The 17,355-nt window shown below is 69.3% G+C and carries 16 protein-coding genes and 6 pseudogenes; 8 read left to right on the top strand and 14 right to left on the bottom strand.

Annotated features, from left to right (window positions below; genetic code table 11):
* Positions 1-233: 233 nt before the first annotated feature.
* Positions 234-332: pseudogene (locus ACFV9O_RS19970) on the bottom strand (LexA family protein); the annotation flags it as partial.
* Positions 333-555: 223 nt separating this feature from the next.
* Here ACFV9O_RS19970 and ACFV9O_RS19965 point away from each other — a divergent pair.
* Entirely contained in the window at positions 556-1,311 is a 756-nt protein-coding gene (locus ACFV9O_RS19965; RefSeq protein WP_385419637.1) for a hypothetical protein, read from the top strand.
* Between the two features lie 62 nt (positions 1,312-1,373).
* On the opposite strand, the pseudogene ACFV9O_RS19960 reads toward ACFV9O_RS19965, so the two are convergent.
* From ACFV9O_RS19960 to ACFV9O_RS19945, 4 genes and pseudogenes are all read right to left on the bottom strand, one after another.
* Positions 1,374-1,514: pseudogene (locus tag ACFV9O_RS19960) on the bottom strand (LuxR C-terminal-related transcriptional regulator); the annotation flags it as partial.
* Between the two features lie 86 nt (positions 1,515-1,600).
* Positions 1,601-2,299 (bottom strand): GAP family protein, encoded by a 699-nt coding sequence (locus ACFV9O_RS19955; RefSeq protein ID WP_385419634.1) that lies wholly within the window; start codon positions 2,297-2,299, stop codon positions 1,601-1,603.
* A gap of 638 nt (positions 2,300-2,937) precedes the next feature.
* Positions 2,938-3,132, bottom strand: a complete 195-nt coding sequence (locus ACFV9O_RS19950; protein ID WP_385419655.1) for a DUF6009 family protein — start codon at positions 3,130-3,132, stop codon at positions 2,938-2,940.
* Positions 3,125-3,175, bottom strand: a pseudogene (locus tag ACFV9O_RS19945) (hypothetical protein); the annotation flags it as partial. The pseudogene ACFV9O_RS19945 and the gene ACFV9O_RS19950, both read right to left, overlap by 8 nt.
* 118 nt (positions 3,176-3,293) lie before the next feature.
* Between ACFV9O_RS19945 and ACFV9O_RS19940 the strand changes: the two are divergent.
* The 3 genes and pseudogenes from ACFV9O_RS19940 to ACFV9O_RS19930 all read left to right on the top strand — a co-directional run bounded on the left by ACFV9O_RS19940 (position 3,294) and on the right by ACFV9O_RS19930 (position 5,035).
* A complete protein-coding gene (locus tag ACFV9O_RS19940) occupies positions 3,294-3,695 on the top strand; it encodes a PPOX class F420-dependent oxidoreductase (protein ID WP_385419631.1) in 402 nt (133 codons plus the stop codon).
* A gap of 528 nt (positions 3,696-4,223) precedes the next feature.
* Positions 4,224-4,535: pseudogene (locus ACFV9O_RS19935) on the top strand (nitrilase-related carbon-nitrogen hydrolase); the annotation flags it as partial.
* Between the two features lie 149 nt (positions 4,536-4,684).
* On the top strand, positions 4,685-5,035 hold the full coding sequence (locus ACFV9O_RS19930; RefSeq protein ID WP_385419627.1) for a cyclophilin-like fold protein: 351 nt from the start codon (positions 4,685-4,687) through the stop codon (positions 5,033-5,035).
* Here the strand turns inward: ACFV9O_RS19930 and ACFV9O_RS19925 are convergent.
* The 4 genes from ACFV9O_RS19925 to ACFV9O_RS19910 all read right to left on the bottom strand — a co-directional run bounded on the left by ACFV9O_RS19925 (position 5,013) and on the right by ACFV9O_RS19910 (position 8,197).
* Entirely contained in the window at positions 5,013-5,381 is a 369-nt protein-coding gene (locus ACFV9O_RS19925) for a hypothetical protein (protein WP_385419624.1), read from the bottom strand. The genes ACFV9O_RS19930 and ACFV9O_RS19925 overlap by 23 nt on opposite strands.
* 167 nt (positions 5,382-5,548) lie before the next feature.
* Entirely contained in the window at positions 5,549-6,607 is a 1,059-nt protein-coding gene (locus ACFV9O_RS19920; protein ID WP_385419621.1) for a DUF817 domain-containing protein, read from the bottom strand.
* 218 nt (positions 6,608-6,825) lie between these two features.
* Complete coding sequence (locus ACFV9O_RS19915; protein ID WP_385419619.1) at positions 6,826-7,641, bottom strand: DUF427 domain-containing protein; 816 nt, start codon at positions 7,639-7,641, stop codon at positions 6,826-6,828.
* A gap of 259 nt (positions 7,642-7,900) precedes the next feature.
* Positions 7,901-8,197: a hypothetical protein gene (locus ACFV9O_RS19910; RefSeq protein ID WP_385419616.1), complete on the bottom strand. Its 297-nt coding sequence runs from the start codon at positions 8,195-8,197 to the stop codon at positions 7,901-7,903.
* A 1,754-nt stretch (positions 8,198-9,951) separates the two neighbouring features.
* Between ACFV9O_RS19910 and ACFV9O_RS19905 the strand changes: the two genes are divergently transcribed.
* Entirely contained in the window at positions 9,952-10,371 is a 420-nt protein-coding gene (locus tag ACFV9O_RS19905; RefSeq protein WP_385419614.1) for an enoyl-CoA hydratase/isomerase family protein, read from the top strand.
* A gap of 121 nt (positions 10,372-10,492) precedes the next feature.
* Here the strand turns inward: ACFV9O_RS19905 and ACFV9O_RS19900 are convergent, their stop codons facing one another.
* The 3 genes and pseudogenes from ACFV9O_RS19900 to ACFV9O_RS19890 form a co-directional block, all read right to left on the bottom strand.
* The gene (locus ACFV9O_RS19900) at positions 10,493-11,077 is read right to left on the bottom strand and encodes a CGNR zinc finger domain-containing protein (protein ID WP_385419612.1); all 585 of its coding nucleotides are present in this window, start codon (positions 11,075-11,077) and stop codon (positions 10,493-10,495) included.
* A gap of 257 nt (positions 11,078-11,334) precedes the next feature.
* Positions 11,335-11,481, bottom strand: a pseudogene (locus ACFV9O_RS19895) (IS5/IS1182 family transposase); the annotation flags it as partial.
* Between the two features lie 61 nt (positions 11,482-11,542).
* Positions 11,543-11,743, bottom strand: coding sequence for a tautomerase family protein (locus tag ACFV9O_RS19890; protein WP_385419609.1), 201 nt, complete (start codon positions 11,741-11,743; stop codon positions 11,543-11,545).
* A 419-nt stretch (positions 11,744-12,162) separates the two neighbouring features.
* Here ACFV9O_RS19890 and ACFV9O_RS19885 point away from each other — a divergent pair, with 419 nt between their 5' ends.
* A complete protein-coding gene (locus ACFV9O_RS19885; protein ID WP_385419606.1) occupies positions 12,163-12,366 on the top strand; it encodes an alpha/beta fold hydrolase in 204 nt (67 codons plus the stop codon).
* Between the two features lie 553 nt (positions 12,367-12,919).
* Here ACFV9O_RS19885 and ACFV9O_RS19880 read toward each other — a convergent pair.
* On the bottom strand, positions 12,920-14,365 hold the full coding sequence (locus tag ACFV9O_RS19880) for a glyceraldehyde-3-phosphate dehydrogenase (RefSeq protein ID WP_385419604.1): 1,446 nt from the start codon (positions 14,363-14,365) through the stop codon (positions 12,920-12,922).
* 487 nt (positions 14,366-14,852) lie between these two features.
* Between ACFV9O_RS19880 and ACFV9O_RS19875 the strand changes: the two are divergent.
* Positions 14,853-15,149, top strand: a pseudogene (locus tag ACFV9O_RS19875) (amidinotransferase); the annotation flags it as partial.
* Between the two features lie 104 nt (positions 15,150-15,253).
* On the opposite strand, the gene ACFV9O_RS19870 reads toward ACFV9O_RS19875, so the two are convergent.
* Complete coding sequence (locus ACFV9O_RS19870; RefSeq protein WP_385419601.1) at positions 15,254-15,535, bottom strand: hypothetical protein; 282 nt, start codon at positions 15,533-15,535, stop codon at positions 15,254-15,256.
* 864 nt (positions 15,536-16,399) lie between these two features.
* On the opposite strand from ACFV9O_RS19870, the gene ACFV9O_RS19865 reads away from it, so the two are divergent.
* Positions 16,400-17,355, top strand: a 956-nt coding sequence (locus ACFV9O_RS19865) for a DUF6777 domain-containing protein (protein WP_385419598.1), incomplete at its 3' end; no start/stop codon positions are given.

Here is a 17,355-nt window from a genome sequence, read left to right as displayed (position 1 = left end):
CTACACGGCAGACTGCCGCGCGCGACCAGCACGAGCACCCGGGCACGGAATCACACCAGGCCCGTGACCTGCTACTTCACGATGCACACCACTCATTCGTCGAACGCCGCTGCACAGTGGGCGCTCCCGGCACAGCACCACAGGTGTTGCACCCAGTACTGGCCTCAGCGCCGACGTTGAGCTGTGCAAAGCGTTCCACCAACCTGCTTCGCGCCACACCGTCACCCCAGATAAGCGACGATGTCCCCATGGTCGGCGGAGTCCTGGCGTCGGACGATGACGATGTCGCCGTCGCAGATGGCGGCCTCGACAATGCTGTCGCCCACGACTTGTGGTGATCTGACGACCGGCCAGCCGTCGCTATGCCGTTGAAAGGCACGGAGGTGCTCGCCTGGCGCGCGTAGCGGGTGCAGGCGCCGGCATCCGACCGGCATCGTCTGCCGGGGGGTGCCTCTGTGTCCTTCGTCCATACCGGTTCCGGTACTTGTTGGCTCCGGGTGAAGGTGAGTATGAGTACTCATGTGCGCAGTGATCAGCATCCTGCATGGTGCGTGCATGCGATCGATATCCCTCCCGAAGCCTGCGCTGGTGGCCGCACTCGCCTGCATCGCGCTGTCCGGCTGCGCCGCCGACAAAACCATCGCCGACCATGCCCCCGCAGGCAGCGCCACCCAGGCAGCAACTCCCCCGGACGCCCCCTCGATCGACAACGATGCGGAGCTACGCTTCCTTGAGCTGATGACCCGCATCACGCAGAGCTGCGCCCCGGATGCCCCCCAAGGCAGCGCAAACGGTGAGCCGCCCAGGCCGGAAGACCTGCCCGGCTGGGAAGGTTCTTCCACGCCCAGCTACGCGCCGGGCCAGACCCCGCCGAGCGCGCCGAGCGCTGAGGGAGAAATCCCGGTTCCCCTTCCTCCGGATGCTCCCGCGCCACCAGAGTCGACCCCTTTCCGCACCAAGCCCAAGTCGGTCAAGGAAGTTCCACTGACCGGTATCGAGAAGTGCAGCGGTAGCGAGCACGCAAAGCGCATCAGCGAGGCGTTCAAGGGCACGAAGACAACCAGCTACCAGGTGATGCACAAGAAGCTGACGGGCCTGGACTATCCGGCGTCGGTGATCCACGCGGTGCCGGACCATGCGGGCGCGCCACGGGCAAGGCTCGACTTGCGCACGATGGGCAGCCACTTGGCTTTGGAGGTCACCGGCACCAGCAGCGGGGTGATCGTCGAAGCGTTCGGGGCTCCGGAGACGGAGGACGTGAAGGTGACCAATGTGAAGCGGAAGCCGAAGTTGGACGCGCCCACGTCCTGACCGGATCGCACGGGACGTGCGCAAAAGGAGGGCCTCTATGCGGTTCCTGCTCGCTCGCCGCTTCAGCCGGCGTTGGGTCGGGGTCCGAGGTCGTAGGCGAAGATCACCGCCTGGATGCGGTCGCGGGCGCCAATCTTGGCCAGGACGCGGCCGACGTGGATCTTGACGGGGGACTCGGACAGCACGAAGCGGTCGGCGACCTCGAGGCTGAGGCAAGAGCGGCCGCCTCCACGGGAGGGCGAATTCGCTGAGTGCTTCCTCATCGATGGGCCGCTGACGAGCAATGGATTCACCGGCCGAGTCCGGTGAGTCCATCGCCGAGGATTTTGGCGCCCAGAAGGAGCAGCACGAGCACGACGATCACGGTGCTGTTGGTGACCATGAACTGCCGCACGCTGTCCAGGAACGACGCCGCGCGCTGTCCGCCGACGAGGTGGACGATGACGGCGCCGAGAACGGTGCAGGAGCCGATGAGTACGTAGGCGATGACGGCCACGGTGAGATCGGCACCGTGTGCACCGGCTTCGTCGATCGACGTGGCCGCCGACGCCGTCAGTACGAGGATCTTCGGGTTGGCACCCGACAGCAGCGCACCGAGAAGCAGCGCCCGCCCGGCCGTCGCGCGGTCGAGCGACGCCATCCAGCGCGGCGCCTCGGCCTCGTCACCGGCGCGCGGTCGCCGCCACCACTTGCGCGCCCCCAGCACGATGAGGGCTGCTCCGACGAGCACCCGCCCCCAGTCGGCGATCGCCGACGACGTGCTGTCGGGGTCGTCGGCTCCGCCGAAAACCACTACGACGAGCGTTGCCGCGATCGCGAGTCCGGCGACCCACCCGGCCGCGAACAGCGGGCCGTTGCGGCGGCCGTGCCGGCCGGCCAGGATCAGCACGATGCCGATCAGCGGGAATGGGCTGAGCGCGACTGCCAGCGCCGCCGGCAGCACGGGTCCAACAGCCTGGATCAGCACCGCACGCCCTTCAAACTGCACCCCTGCCGCTCCGAGGTGCCCTTCCCGGGACGGTATCGAGCCGCCGCCCCTCCGGCACCTCTTGCTTCGCCCTCCAAATGGGTCATCGTCCGACAGCTCGTCAACGGCCGCGTGTGCGACGGCATCAAGCACACCGGCGGAGCCTCGCATACGCCAGCGTCGAACAGAGCGTGCACCACGGCCACCCTCCACGAACGGGAGGCCGGCCCTCACCGCCGAGGGCAACCAGGCGTCGCGACCAGCATCTCCCTAGTCGGGACCCAGCACGCGCGCTCGCACCGCCCACCGCCGACGCGGTGAAACCAGAGGTGGCGCGCCTGGGAGAGGTAGACACGTCGCTGAGTCGGCGCGCCCCGACTGTTCGACGAAGCTCTGGCCTTCCCGCCAACCACGGTGACCGTGGCCGCATAGGACTGCGTCGTCACTTGCCGGAGGCCGCACCCACGGGGCGAAGCGCTGCCCAGGCACTGTGTCGTCCTGCCACTACCTCAGAACGGTCTCGTGCACGACCTCGAACCGCTCTGCGGTGATAAGGCAGAAGACGGGATCCTGACCGTTTGCGTCCGCTTCGAAAGCGACCGGACCAGCCGGCTGTTCACCCAGCCTGCGCGTGAGGGAAGCCTCGTCACAGGGCAGTGTCATTGCCGAGTTCCTTCTTCTTCCTTCTTCGCGGTGGACGGTGGTCCGCCTTCGGATCGTTCGGTCTTGCTGCCCTTGCTGCGTGGGGCGAGAGTGCGTGGGGCGATCGCTTCGGGCGGGGGCGCCGGTGGGGCCGCTGTCGCGGTCGCGCGGGGCGAGCCAGAACACCCGCCGGCGAAAGGTTTTGGAGGCACCGAGGGCCTTGGCTGTGGGGCGGACTTGGGCATATCCGATCATCGAAGTACGGGTGGCTTCGGCATGGCCGCGCCGTTCTGTCGGTGACGTGCTGTAACTTCGGGGCCCGAGTCGGCTGAGGCCGGTAACGGCCGCTCTGCCAACTCGGAAGGAGAACCTGATGGCGCGGCTCACTGACAAGGTACGCAGACTTTTTGATGGCAAGAACTTCGCAGTACTGTCAACGCTCGAACCGGACGGCAAGCCGCACTCGACGGTGGTTTGGGTAAAGCGCGACGGAGATGACATCTTGTTCGCGCTGTCCAGGAGTCGCCGCAAGACCGCCAACTTGAGCCGAGACCCGCGGGCGGCCGTGGTGATCTTCGATACAGCCAATCCGTATGAGAGTGCCCAGGTGCAGGGCACCGCGTCCATCGAGGACGACCCAGACGGACTGCTGGTCGAAGAGCTGTCCCACAAGTACACGGGCGGGCCGTACCCAGGGTTCGCCGGCCCGAACCCGCAATGGGTGATCGCAAGAATCACGGTCGACAAGGTCACCACCAGTTGGCCGAACTCATAACGGGTCGTTTCATTGGCTGAGTCGCCGCCGGGGGCCCGGGGGATGGCGCCAGGCCGGCCGGCTCCGACACCGGGGCGGAGGTCCGTGATAACAGGGGGAGAGGCGGACGCCGTGGCCACACGGGCGGAACCGGCACAGTCGGTGTTACCGGAGCGGCGATCAGCACTTCGGGAGGCACCCTGGCCGGGCCGCGCTCGATGTTCACGAGAAGGCACAACACCCGACCGTCCGCACCACAGCAGGGCAGGGTGGGCCTTCCCGGAAGAGGACCTCGACCGGGTCGTCGCGGTCGAAGCCCTGCGGAAACCTGCCGAGCTGCTCGTTCCTCAGTGCGGAGGAGCGTGCGGAGGTGCCGGATTACTGCCGCCGGCCGTCGGAACGGCCGACCTGTTCACGAGAGAACGTGAAATACATTCATGGTGTACGTCCTGATTTTGGGGATTCAGTTCCGGAGCCACCCCGGGGCCACCCCGTTTCCGAGGCTGTCGCCGAGCACGGACACAGAGAACAGAGAGAAAGGCCAGGTCCATGCATGCGTCGCTGATTCAGCTTGCCGTGGAGGCGTCCGAGACCGCCGAGGAGCGCAGGAGCCGCGCCGCCGCCCTCGTCCTCGACCGGGCGGGCGACGATCTGGTGGTGCTCCCGGAACTGTGGCCGACCGGAGCCTGGGCCTACGACGCGTGGACCGACGGCGCGGAGGGACTGGACGGCCCGACGGCCGAGGCCATGTCCGCTGCGGCACGCGCGGCGGGCATATGGGTCCATGCCGGATCGTTCATCGAACGCGACGGCGACGGGACCCTCTACAACACCGCTCTCGTCTTCGACCGCGACGGCGAGCTGCGCGGCCAGTGATCTTTGCTGTCCTACTGGCCGTGGCGGCCTGCACCGACACCTCGCCGGCCTCCCCGCCTGCGGCATCCTCCACCGGGCGACAGCAGACGTCGACGGCCGAGGCATACACCGCACCGTCCGACAGGAACACCGCCATGAACATCCAGCTCACCATCGACGGCCACCGCGTCGACGCCACCTTGAACGACAGCGCCGCCGCCCGCGACTTCGCCGCCCTCCTCCCGCTCACCCGAGACCTGGAGGACTTCCACCAGACGGAGCGGATCGCCTACCTGCCTCGCGAGCTGGACACCTCCGGCGCTCCGGACGCGGTCGAGCCCAAGGCCGGTGACCTGGCCTACTACGCGCCCTGGGGCAACCTGGCCCTCTTCTACCGCGACGGCGACTCCCCCTCCGCCAGCCTGGTCATCCTCGGCCGCGTCGACGGCGGCGGCACCGACCGGCTCGCCACGGCCGACCGCATCACCATCGAAGCCGCTTCCTGACCCCACCAGCCACTTGCAAGGAGAGAAGCACACGCATGCCTTCCGTAGCCGGGACCGCCCCCGGCAAGCTGCCCTTCGTCGTCTGGGTGCTCGCCGCCGGTACGTTCCTGACGGGAACCACCGAGTTCGTCATCGCCGGACTGCTGCCGGAGATGGCCAGTGACCTCGGTGTCAGCGTCTCCCCCGCCGGCCTGCTGATCACCGCTTTCGCGATCGGCATGATCGTCGGCGGGCCGACCATGGCCATGGCCACCTGCGCCAGCCCCAGCGCCAGACCCGACCCTGATCCTGGCCTCGCCGCCTTCGCGCTCGGGCACGTCGTCGCCGCGCTGAGCAGCTCCTTCACGATCGGTGCGCTACCACGGCCGACGGGGAGCCCACTCATCGAGCAGATCCGTCGCACACACCAGTCCCCCAGCTGCGGCAGCAACCCCTGGCATAGCCCCCTCAACGCCGTTGCGCCGTCAGGCAATGACGACAGCAGGGCATGTCATCACCCCCTTGGCCCCACCATCAGCCCTCACCCTCCGGACCGGGCTCTCCAGGCCACGCTGCGTCGGAGGAACACCGCGTCACCCGCAGCAGGGGACGCCTTCCTCGCCGTCCTAGCTGGGCGGTGTGCGGCGGGTGACCGCAGGCCCTGGCCGCCCACGCCTGCCCGGTCCGCTGGAGGCGGGCAGGCGCAGGCAGACACGGACGGACACGGGCGGCCTGGGCGTCGGGGCGACGCGCCGCCGGCTGCCGTGCTCGGCGCCGCTCGTCACGTCCAACCCGGCCCCGCATGTCCCTGACCACGGCTCTGGACTCGCCCCGCCCGTGGCCTCTCGCCCGCTCCGCGATCACGAACGTCACGCTGATCAGCAGCGCCCACGCTCCGAACTTCGCGATCGACACCGGCTGCCAGCCGTCAAGTTGGTCCGGATAGCTCCACGCACCCGCGTACGTCGCCACGTTCTCGGCCACCCACAGGAAGAAACCGATCAATACGAACGCGAGCGCGAGCGGCATACGGTAGCGGCGCTCCCCGACCGTGTAGCCGACCCGCGTCCCGGCCGTCGCGCACAGCATCGCCGCGGCCAGCACCCACCGCGCGTCCGGCAGCCAGTGATGACTGAAGAAGTTGACGTAGACCGCGCCGGCGAGCCAGGCCATGACGGAGGGCCGGTAGCCGCTCACCCGGAGGTCGAAAAGCTCCCAGGCGCGGCACACGTAACTGCCCACAGCCGCATAGAGGAACCCGCCGTACAACGGCACGCCCGCGACCTTCGTCGCCGCGTCCTCCGGGTAGCTCCACGACCCGAGCCGTACCTTGACCAACTCGAAGAGCAGACCGACGACATGACACCCCGCGATGACCACGGTGTCCCGCGCGTTGTCCCATCCCACCCACCGCGCCACCACCGCCAGCCCGACTCCGTAGGCCAGCACCAGGTCGTAGCGCGCGACGGGCAGTTCCGGCAGCAGTCCCGACACGGCAATCCCGCCGACGAGCGCGACAGCGAAGGCGCAGCAGCGCACCTGCAGCAGGCCGAAGCTGGCGAGCTGACGTATCCCCTCGTAGATCTTCTCCATGCCCGGTGGACGCCTGACGGGCGTCGAGCGGTTGTCCGAGGCGCAACGGTCATACGCCCGGCGACGGCGTGTCGGTCGCCGAGCGCCGCCGGAAGGCAGGCACGGCTTTCTGCCCTACCTGCTTTCTTCCTGACCTCCGTCCGCGTTTGCGTTCGTCCGCGCGGGCGACGTGGAAGGGCGCCCCTGGTCTCCATGGGGCGCCCTTCCGTATTCCGCGCCTATCGCCTGCTGAAGAGGGTGACGGGGCGCTGCTGCCGCTCCCCGTCCACGATGATGTCGACGGACTCGTTGTAGAAGGCGATCCGGTCCTTGATGACGCTCACGGCCGGCAGCGGATCGGGGTAGCTCCAGGCGATGTCGGGCGGCACGTCACCGGCGCCCGCCCAGGACCAGTACTCGGTGGCGATGCCCTTGTACGGGCAGCGGGTGCGGTTGTCGGTCGGGGTGAGCAGGTCGAGGCGTACGTCCTCGCGCGGGAAGTAGTAGCGCACCGGTAGATCCGTCTCGAACAGCAGCACCGGAGTGCGCGTATCCGCGACGATTGTGCCCTCGATCTCGACCTGGACGTGGCGGCTGCTGGGCAGCGCGTCGACCCGTTTGTGCGGATCGCGCGGGTGCACGAAGATCTCCTCGTCCTCTTCGTACCAGTGGTCGAGGACCTCGCGTCCGAACCACGCGAAGCACACGTGTCCGGCCAGTTCCTCCCCGGGGCAGTTCCAGGCCGCCGACCGGACGGTCAGGTCGCCGATCACGAGGTCGTAGTAGACCGTCGCGCCGCCGTGCTGTCGCGCGGCGGGGCGCTCGTACCGTCGCAGGAGGTCCATCCGTACGTCCTCGGCCGGGAAGGCGTACAGCGGTACGGGGCGGCCGGGCTCCCAGACCAGAACCGGTCGGCGGCTGTCGACGACCGTGACGTCGCCCTTGGTCCCGCGCACCCAGCGTTCGCCGGGCTCCCAGATCAGGCTGTCGGGCGGGTCGGGCCGGCGCCTGACGGGCGGCGGCACGGCCTCCGGGGTCCCACCGGATGGTGTCATGAGCCTCTCCTTGCGCGATTCCTGTGTCTGCTGCTCCCACGATCGCCGTGACACGGCACCTCTGCGCGACGATGTCACGCCGATCCAGCCTGTTTCGACACGCTTCTATCGTGAACTTCTTCGCGGCCGGGCGGGAAGTCGCACGGGAGGCGGTGTGGGGTGTGCCGGTCGCCGCGGTGCAGGAACGGCGGCCGGGGGTCTGGAGGTCGTCGCGCGGAGGCTTTGCCGCGGCGTCGTTCGGCTTGGATCAGGCCGTGGATCAGGCCTTGGCGCCCGTGTCTCTCAGGATGACCACGCCGGTGCCGGGTACCTCGTGACCGTCGTCGTCGAGGATCCCGACATGGACCGGGCCGGTTGGTGGAGCGCATCCGCCGGGCGGCGGAGGGGCCTGAGGGGCGGGGGTGGCGGTCGCCCCACTGCTGGAGCGCGGCCGCACCAGCTGCAGGTCGCGCCCGGCCTCCGTCAGGTGGCAGCTCTGCCGAGGCCTGCTGCCCGGCTCCTGGTAGGTCTGCGTGCGCAGCACGCCGACCTCGACCAGAACTTCGGCGGTGCGCACGCGGCACTCCCCCTGCTGACGCTTGCGCTGTGGGCGGGAATCTCGGCGGCACTGGTCACGCACCACACCCGGCGGCGCGCGGACTCCGCACCACAGGAGCAAGATGTGAAAGTCGAATACATATGTCGCCGCGATCGGTCACGCGGCGAGTGCGAGGAGTGATCCGGATGAGTTGGCCAGCCACGGTCCGCTGCGACAAGGAGCCGGCCCCCGGGGGCCTTGCCTTCGCCCAGGACCTCATGAACACCGTCGCCGGCGGCAAGCCCCGCACGACGGACCTCCTGGAGGACCTCGGTGACGCCCAGGCCTGGCTCGACCGGGCCCTCGCGCAGTGGGTGAGGTCACCGGCGCCCCCGAGGCCCCGGTCGTGCTCGACGAGCACGACCGGGAGGAGCTCCGCGCCTTCCGTGACGATCTGCGCCGGGCGGCGGGAGGGGCAGGCGCCGGCGCGCTTCCCCCGCTGCACACCGCCGCGATCGCGCTGCAGCTCGACGGGGGCAGCAGACGAAGGTCTGATGGCACTCCCGGCCGGACCAGGCGGGCAAGAAGCGCACTGCACATGCCCGCTTCCAGGACGGCCACGGTGGCCGGCCGTGGCGGCATGGCGGCTCCGATCGCCGCCGCTCACGCCGGGAGGCAGTCTCACTCTCCACCCTGGATAGACATAGACAAAGGGTATACGTTTATTTCGAAGGGGGTTGTTGGCAGTCCGGCCGGCTGCCGTGGCACTCCGCCGAAGGCACCGGTCGGGCCGACACCCTTCCCGATACCGCCCGCAGCGCCACGGGCACACGGGAGCACACCTGGGTGGATCGCGCTCCGCCCTGCGAGGAGGCCATCGTGCCGAGTTCAAAGTCCATTTCTTTGGCGTACGAGCTCTACGTATCAAAGGGGGTCCCTCGGGCCGGCGACGAGCGCCTGCCGAACGGCGACCGGCTCCTGTCGTCACCACTGACGTCAACGGGGCCGGGCTCCACCGTGGTGGCGTAGGCCAACATCAGGACGATCTCGGTGTGCAGCTTCGGTACATCTGCCACCTGTACCCGAACGGACTCAGCATGCCGCGCCGGCAAGGGCGTTCGGGGTGCGCGGGAACCGCGCCCCGCACCGACCACCCAGGACGCGCGAAGGAGCGAGCGCATCGAGGCGGAACCCCCGCGGGGAGCGTCATGAGTCAATCGGAAACCCGGACAGGCCGACGCCGCTCGGTACGTGGTGCAGCCGCCGGTCGCCCCGGGAGGTTTCGCCCCCGTGCGCCGTTGCACAGGTTCTGCACACCGGCGGCCGACGTCCCCGTCTCGCCGGCCGTCACCACGTCGCCGCACCCGCTGAGCAGCGAGTCGCTGTCGAACCCCGTGGCCGGGTTGAGGTCCGCGGATTTCCGTCGAGGACGGGGACGACCGGGGTGTCCGCGCCGGCCGGGGGCGTCATGGCGTCGTCGGCCCGCTCCGGCCCGGCGGCGTGAGGGGCAGCGGGACGGCGCGGAGGGGCGCGTCGATGCCCCCGGCCCGCACCAGGCCGTCGATTCGCGGCCTGCTTCGTCGACGCTCGTCGAAGTCGGACGTCAGGCATCCACCCTTGTCCGACATATGCATAGCGACTACGCTTATTTCACACGCGGCGCTTGACGCACGGTGTCACCCATGGGTCTCGAGGCCCGGTTACCCGCCCCACGCGCCGCATGGCAGCGATGGCCGTACCGCGCGGTGCAGCACCGTCCGCATACCGCGCCCGCAGCAGATGGAGGCACATCGATGATCATTGACGCTGCCCAGATCGATGCCACTTCGGCCCTGCTCGGCGGGATCTACCGGATCGCCGAACGGGCCGGCCGGGCACGCGCCTCGGAGTGGGCGCTCACCTCCGAGCGGGTGCCGGCCACCGTCATGGCCGACGCCGGTGTGATCAACCGGGTCGTCCCCGACGACGCCCTGCTTGCCGAGGCGACCGCCTTCGCCCTCAAAGCCGCCAAGGGCCCCACCCGCGCCTACGCCGCCCACAAGGCCCTGCTGCGCGCCTGGGCCGTCGGCGGGGTTTCCACGGCGGACGAGGCCATGTTCGACATCGCCATGCCGCTGTTCGAGACCGACGACGTCAAGACCGGCCTGGCTTCGGCGGTCAACGCGTTCAAGGCAGGGCTGCCCCGCCCGGCCGTCGACTTCCAGGGCCGCTGACAGCCGCAGGCTCGTCCGCAGACCCCCTCCGGCCGGGGCCCAGCCCGCCTGGGACGGGGCCCCGGCCGGAGGCGGGACCAGGGCAGAAGCAGAGCGGCATCACGCGATGAAGAGCAGCACTTCAAGTTGCGCTTTGTGCGCGCTGCCGTGCCCGGTAGGCGCGCAGATTTGCTGCGTTGCCGCAGACCTTGACGTCGTGCCAGACGCCGCTGTTGTTGCGTGACCGGTCGAAGAACATCGCCGTGCACCGGTCGTTGCGGCACATTTTCAGCCGCGGCCAAATGCCGGTCTGCTGGGCCTGGAAGATTTCGATCAGGGCGAGCGCTGCCACCCGCCGCCAGCCGGTGCCGCGCGGCTCGGGGCGCACGTGTCCGTCCCCGTCGAGCTGCAGCGCGATCGCGGCGGTGTGCAGCGGGGGCAGCGCATCGCTGCTTGCCTGCCGCATCGCCCGGCGCAGATCGTCACGGAAGCCGAGGAGTTCTTCCCGGTCGTGCTCGTCGAGCTCGATCCCGCCCACAGGGGTGCCGGTGATCTGGCTCCACTCCGCCAGCGCCAGATCGAGCCAGGCCTGGGCGTCACCGAGGTCGGCCAGGAGGTCGTCCGTACGCGGCTTGCGGGCGGCGATGGTGTTCATGAGGTCCTGTACGAAGGCAAGTCCTGCCGGGGCCGACTCCTTGTTGTAACGGACCGTAGCCGGCCAACTCATCCGAATCACTCCCAGCCACACGCGACCATTTGTCGACACAAGTATACGACGTTTGCGTCTTATCTTTGTGGTGGGTCTGACCTGTGCTGCCTGCTGTGGCCGGCGACTGGTGCCGCCGACCCGGCGGCCCACATGGCAGGGGTCAGCAGGGGGATTGCCGCATGTGCCCCGTCGAAGTAGCTGAGGCCGGTGATGGCCCGGACCGCAGCGCCGGGCGGCAGCAGGGCGGAGACGGTCCGGGCGGCGGCGGTGATGGTGGACGGCTCGTTGGCGCCGACCACGATCAGCACAGTGTCCCTTCCGAACCGCTTGCGGAGCTTTGGCGCGAGCTTCGGCCGGAGGCCGTCGACGATGCGGTTCGCGGCCGACTTCGACACCCCGAACAGCGGAGCAAGCCAACGCACAGCCGGCCACCAGCACGTCCAGCAGCCCGCCTGGGATCACCTCGAGGACCGGGGCCGGAGTTCACCAGCGAGGGGCCTCTTCGGCGAGCTGCAGTTCGCCCCTGCCGAAGGAGAAGTTCTCGTTCGGGACCGGAAGCAACGCGATGAACATGTCGTCGGGCGAGACGCCGAGCGCCTCGACCACCAGCCTGTTGATGGCCGCCGTCACTGCCCGCTTGTCCTCCAGGGGGCGGTGAGGCCCGAGGAGAAGCGTGATGATCACGGCACCGCGCTCAGGGTGTCGGAGCGGTCGGTGGAGCGGTGGCGACGTCAGTGGCGTGAGGGCGGTGCACTTGGTGTCGCCTCGAAAGGGTGCCGCCGCGCGTCACTGGCTGCAGCCACGCTCTTGATCCCGAACGGCCAGCGTCCAGCGGTTTCCGATCTGCACGACACCACGAACCGACCGACATCACGAGTTCGAGTTCAGCAGTCGAGGAAGCCGTTCTGACGGCACACCAGGAAAGCGCATGAGCCGACTCGACTCGCACGCGTCGGACTGGTCGCCGGTCGACACGGGGGAATGGTCCCCCTCCGGAGCCACCACAAAGAAGGGATGACTCGCGATGAGGACGGATCGCACAGCGGATACGGACGTCAGATTCCGGCGACAGGGAGCCGGCGATCACGCGCTGGTCTTCGTGCATGGCGCAGTTGGAACTCGAGGGCCTGGGCGAGCGCACGGATGCGGGCGGGCCGTTCACATTCGACCGATTCGCGGCGGACGTGGGCTCGGTGGTCGATGCACTGGGCAAGCCCGTGGTGCTGGTGGGGCAGAGCATGGCGGCACCGATCGTCGAGCTCGGGCCGCAGCACGTCCGGACACGACGCTGGGTCTGGTGCTGGTGACGCCGGTGCCGCTGGCCGTCACGCGGCTGCCGGACGAGATGATCGAGCCGTTCCTTCCTGCGTCGCCGGCTGAACAGCGTCGCAGAGGACCAGCCCGACCCTGCTGAGCACGTTCGACGCGCCGACGTGGTCGGCGTTCGCGACGAACCTGCAGCAGACACAAGCACATGTCGCTTGGGTGACGCGGTTCTCCTTCGCCACGTGCCCGCACATCCGCGTCGTCACGATGTCCGCGTCCTCGCACGACGACCAGTGCGCGTCCGCGGCGACGGCTGCGGTACGTCGAGGTGGTCCTGGCGCCCGTGCCGCGGTGGCTCCGGGCCGTCGGTCTTGGTCCGGGCCGGGGTCGCGGCAGCGGCCATCTCGCCGGTGTGTGGGTGCTCTACCGCGGGCCGTGCGTCCATCGGCTCTTCCGAAGGGCCCGTGGCAGGGCGGCGTTGCCGGCGCCGGCCGGCGGGTGGCGGTGGGAGGGCAACCGGATGCCGATCGGAATCGGTTGCTGCCCCACCGCCGCCCCGCCTGCCGGCACGCCGGACCGGACAGGCGGCCGGGATCAGACCAGCGGGGCCGGGTACGTCGGGTACTCCACCCCGGAGACGTGCTGGACGACACGGATGACCTGGCAGGAGTAGCCGAACTCGTTGTCGTACCACAGGTACAGGATCGCGTTGTCGCCGTCGACCTTGGTGGCGCCGGCGTCGACGATCGAGGCGTGGCGCGAGCCGATGAAGTCGCTGGAGACCGCGTCGGGGGCGGTGGTGAAGTCGATCTGGCGCTTCAGCGGGGAGGTCAGCGACACGTTGCGGAGGTAGTCGAGGACCTCCTCGCGGTTGGTCTCGCGGCCGAGCCGCAGGCTGAGGATCGCGATCGAGACGTCAGGCACCGGGACGCGGATGGAGCTGCCGGTGATCGGCGCCTTGAGGTCGGGCAGCGCCTTGGCGACGGCGGAGGCGGCACCGGTCTCGGTGATGACCATGTTGAGCGGCGCGGAGCGGCCGCGCCGGTCGGCCTTGTGGTAATTGTCCAGCAGGTTCTGGTCGTTGGTGAACGAGTGGACGGTCTCCACGTGGCCGCGCAGGACGCCGAACTCGTCGTCCATCGCCTTCAGCGGCGGGACGATCGCGTTGGTGGTGCAGGACGCGCAGGACAGGATCTGCTCGTCCGGCTTGATCATGTCGTGGTTTACGCCGTGCACGATGTTCGGGACGTCGCCCTTGCCCGGGGCGGTGAGCACGACCTTGTCGATACCGGGGCGCAGGTGCTTGGACAGGCCCTCGCGGTCGCGCCACTTGCCGGTGTTGTCGATGAGGATGGCGTTCTTGATGCCGTACGCCGTGTAGTCGACCTCGGACGGGTCGTTGGCGTAGATCACCTTGATCTCGTTGCCGTTGGCGTTGATCGTGCTGCTCGCCTCGTCGACGGTGATCGTCCCGTGGAACTGGCCGTGGATGGAGTCGCGGCGCAGCAGCGAGGCGCGCTTGACGATGTCCTGGTCGCCGCCCTGGCGGACGACGATGGCGCGCAGGCGCAGGCCGTTGCCGGAGCCGGCCTTCTCGATGAGCAGGCGGGCGACGAGGCGGCCGATGCGGCCGAACCCGTAGAGGACGACGTCGCGCGGCTCGCGGCACTCGATCTTGTTGGCACCCGTGGCGCCGGCGACGGCCTGGGCGGTGAACTCCTCGACCGAGAGACCGCGGTCGTCGGTCTTGTAGGTCGCGGCGAGCATGCCGATGTCGATCTGGGAGGGGCCGAGATCGAGGGTGGTGAGGGCCTGCAGGAACGGCAGCGTCTCGGTGACCGAGAGTTCCTCGCCGGCTATCTGCCGGGCGAATCGGTGGGTCTTGAGGATGCTGACCACCGACTTGTTCACCAAGGAGCGGCTGTGGACGAGGACCGTGACGTCCCTCTCCCGGTGCAGCTTCCCGATGATCGGGATCATCGACTCCGCGATCTCCTCGCGGTTCTTCCAGTTGGTGAACGAGTCGTCGTTGACAGTCACAGGTTTATCTTTCGAGCTAGGCGGCGCTCACATGCTAACCCCCCGGCACTTTGATCGTTCAAACGGTCCCACCTGGGTGTTTGGGTTGCGGCTATATGCACCGCTCTGCCCGGCCGGTGCAGGGAGGCGGAGGGTGCGGAGGCCTGTGGTGTCAGGGAGAGCCGGGGCCGTCTGCGCGCACGGGCGGCCCGGACAGTCGTCGCCCTCAGGTCGAAGAGCTGTTGACGGACGGTGCGCCGCGCCTTGCCTTCTCCACCGCGGTCAACGGCGTGACGATCCAGGGTCTCGGGTCAACCAGCGGCATCGTGGTGGAGGGGCAGCCCACCACCCGCGCTACGCTCCGCGGCGGCTCTGATGCGCGGGTTCAGGGGTCTTGGTGCCAATGGGCCGACGCATACCGGGACTTGAGTGCCGGGCTGTTGTCGGTGCGTACCCGCGGAGTCGGGGCCGTGTCCCCGCCCTTCGCACGGCGAAGGGCGGCCCCGATCTGGACACCGCGCTCGCCGTCCTCGACGAGAAGACCATCGCCTACTACCCGGCGGCCTTCTCGCCAGGCAGCCGCGCGGTCCTGCGACGACTGTTCACGGACGCGGTCACCGTTACCGAAGCCGACACCGCGGTCTTCGGCCTCAAGGCGACCTCCGACGGCTGCGACGTCGTGCTGCCGCACACCGCCACCGGCCTCGCCACGGCTCTGCCTGGCCGCGGGTTCAACCCGGTCGGCGGCGACCTGGCGGAGCTCCTCAAGGCGGGCGGACGCGTGAAGTGCTGCACGTTGGAGCTGCTGACCGCCGACTGGTCCGGCGCCCCAGCAGGCCGGCGGCCACGATGCCGCGACCACGGGCCGTCGGCGCGGGTGTCGGGCGGGCGCACCGAGCGATGAGTCGATCAGCCTTCCATCGCGGCGTCGCATTCGGCGCAGACGAGCTGTGCGTACTGCGCCGGGTACCACGTCGGACCGGGATGCTCGGCAGGCTTCCGGGGAGCCTGCTCCATGGCGAAGGTGTCGTGGCCGCAGAGGGTGCGCGGTCCGGCATCGGTGGACGATGCAGGAGCTGCGGTCGCCGCGTGCACGCGACGTACGGTCCGCCCGTCGTCCGGCGACGGGCCGGTGCGGGTGTGCGCCGACCGCGGCCGGTCGAGCTCATACATCACGAAGATCTCGCTCATGTCCCGACGGTAGGTCGGGGCTGCGGATCATGCAGTGCGGATGCGGGACCGATAGCGGGGGCGGGGGCGAGGGCGGGCGTCGGCGGCACCAGGCCGGCGCGGGGTGATCCGCTCTCCTCGGCGCGCGGACCGGAGGATGCCTCCGGCGGGTCGGCCACCACTGATCGATCCAGGCCGGAGGGGCTGACCCCCGAGCCGGTCATCGGCCACCGCGACGTCCTCACCGGACCGGCCATGGTCAACGGCTTCCGGGGCCCGGCCGCACGGATGGGGCGCGGTCTGCGGCCGTGGTGCCGCGGGCAGCCGCCGTGGGGGGGGGGGGGGGGGTCCCCCCCCCCCCCCCCGAACACAACCACAAACACCCCCACCCCCCCTCCCCCCCTTTCAGCCCCCCCCCGAGCCCGCGTTCGTCGTGTTTCCACTCCCGTCTGTCAAGCCCCGAAAAGTAGCGACATGACGCCATCGGAGGGTCGGGGCCTACTGGAGACGTGGGCTCACGCCGAGCAGGTGGCCCCATTCCCACATGAGGAGACGAACCATGATTCACCTGGAGCCCATAATGGCTGTAGGGAGGGCAGACGCGAACAAACGTCAATTTCCGGATCCCCTACGTCTGGGGAGAGCGTCGTGAGTTCCATACCTCCTTCATCCGAGCGTCCGACCGGCCCTCCGTCCGGCCCTCTGTCCGGCCGTCCGACGGATCCGCACCTGCCGGCGCCGCCGCCTCCGCCCCCACCGTCGGTGCCTCCGCCCCCACCACGGCCTCCCGGCCCGCCGGCCGACTTCGACGGATCCGGCGAGCCGGGTGAGCCGCACCGCCGGCGCGGAGGATCGTCGTCCTGGTGGCGGGCGCGCGGCACCCTGGTGAGTGCCAGCACCGCGGTGGTCGTGGCGCTGGCGGTGATCCTCGCCTACACCTTCGTGGGCGGGGGCAAGGCCGAAGGAGTGGTCGTCCTCCAGAGCACCCTGTCGGCCGGCTCCGATCCGTTCACCCCGTCGACGGCCACCAAGGTCGAGAGCGCCGTGGCCCATTCCACCGGGCCCGGTGCGTCCAGGGCCGACGCGAACCGTACGGGAGCAGTAGAGGTCGAGGGTTCGCACCCGGGGCTTTACGGCGGCACGCAGAACGCCGCGAGCTGCGACGTCGAGAAGCAGATCACGTTCCTCACGCAGAACAGCGACAAGGGGTCGGCCTTCGCTGCTGTCCTGGGGATCCAGTCCGCCGAAATCCCCGCCTATCTGCGGTCGCTGCTGCCGGCTCGGCTGAGCTGGGACACCCGGGTCACCAACCACGGGTACAAGGACAACGAGGCCACCAGCTACCAGGCGATCCTGCAGGCCGGCACCCCCGTCCTGATCGACAACCGCGGTGTACCGCGCGTCCGCTGCGCCTGCGGCAACCCCCTGACCCCGCCCGCCGAGGTCAAGGGCGAGCAGAAGTTCACCGGTAAGCAGTGGTCGTCGTTCCGCCCCTCCGGCCTCGTCGAGATCAAGCCTGCCGAGAAGCCGATGAAGACCGTCGCCATGTTCGACCACGACCGCAAGGTGTGGTTCGAGCGCTCGACCGGAGACGTGCAGGGCAGGCATGACCACGAGGTCCCGCCCCCGAAGGGTCAGATCCCCGGATCGTCGTACCCGACTCTGCCTCCGGCCGATGACGGATCCGTGGACGAGGAATCCCCGGGCGAGGAAGAGAACGAGGACGAGGGATCGACGGACGAAGAGAAGGAGGATCAGGACAAGGAGAAGGGCAAGGACGAGAAGAAGGACGAGGACAAGGAGGACCGGGACAAGGAGAAGGGCAAGGACGAGAAGAAGGA

It is taken from the genome of Streptomyces sp. NPDC059909, from assembly GCF_042730885.1.
Lineage (GTDB): Bacteria > Actinomycetota > Actinomycetes > Streptomycetales > Streptomycetaceae > Streptomyces.
The sequence above is the reverse complement of the archived record's forward strand: the minus strand, read 5'-3'. Positions and strand labels throughout refer to the sequence as shown.

Coding starts and splice junctions, on each gene's coding strand:
- ACFV9O_RS19870 (WP_385419601.1), bottom strand. CDS start 15,535: ATGAGCGAGATCTTCGTGATGTATGAGCTCGACCGGCCGCGGTCGGCG.
- ACFV9O_RS19915 (WP_385419619.1), bottom strand. CDS start 7,641: ATGACACCATCCGGTGGGACCCCGGAGGCCGTGCCGCCGCCCGTCAGG.
- ACFV9O_RS19965 (WP_385419637.1), top strand. CDS start 556: ATGCGATCGATATCCCTCCCGAAGCCTGCGCTGGTGGCCGCACTCGCC.
- ACFV9O_RS19940 (WP_385419631.1), top strand. CDS start 3,294: ATGGCGCGGCTCACTGACAAGGTACGCAGACTTTTTGATGGCAAGAAC.
- ACFV9O_RS19920 (WP_385419621.1), bottom strand. CDS start 6,607: ATGGAGAAGATCTACGAGGGGATACGTCAGCTCGCCAGCTTCGGCCTG.
- ACFV9O_RS19930 (WP_385419627.1), top strand. CDS start 4,685: ATGAACATCCAGCTCACCATCGACGGCCACCGCGTCGACGCCACCTTG.
- ACFV9O_RS19885 (WP_385419606.1), top strand. CDS start 12,163: ATGGCGCAGTTGGAACTCGAGGGCCTGGGCGAGCGCACGGATGCGGGC.
- ACFV9O_RS19900 (WP_385419612.1), bottom strand. CDS start 11,077: ATGAGTTGGCCGGCTACGGTCCGTTACAACAAGGAGTCGGCCCCGGCA.
- ACFV9O_RS19905 (WP_385419614.1), top strand. CDS start 9,952: ATGATCATTGACGCTGCCCAGATCGATGCCACTTCGGCCCTGCTCGGC.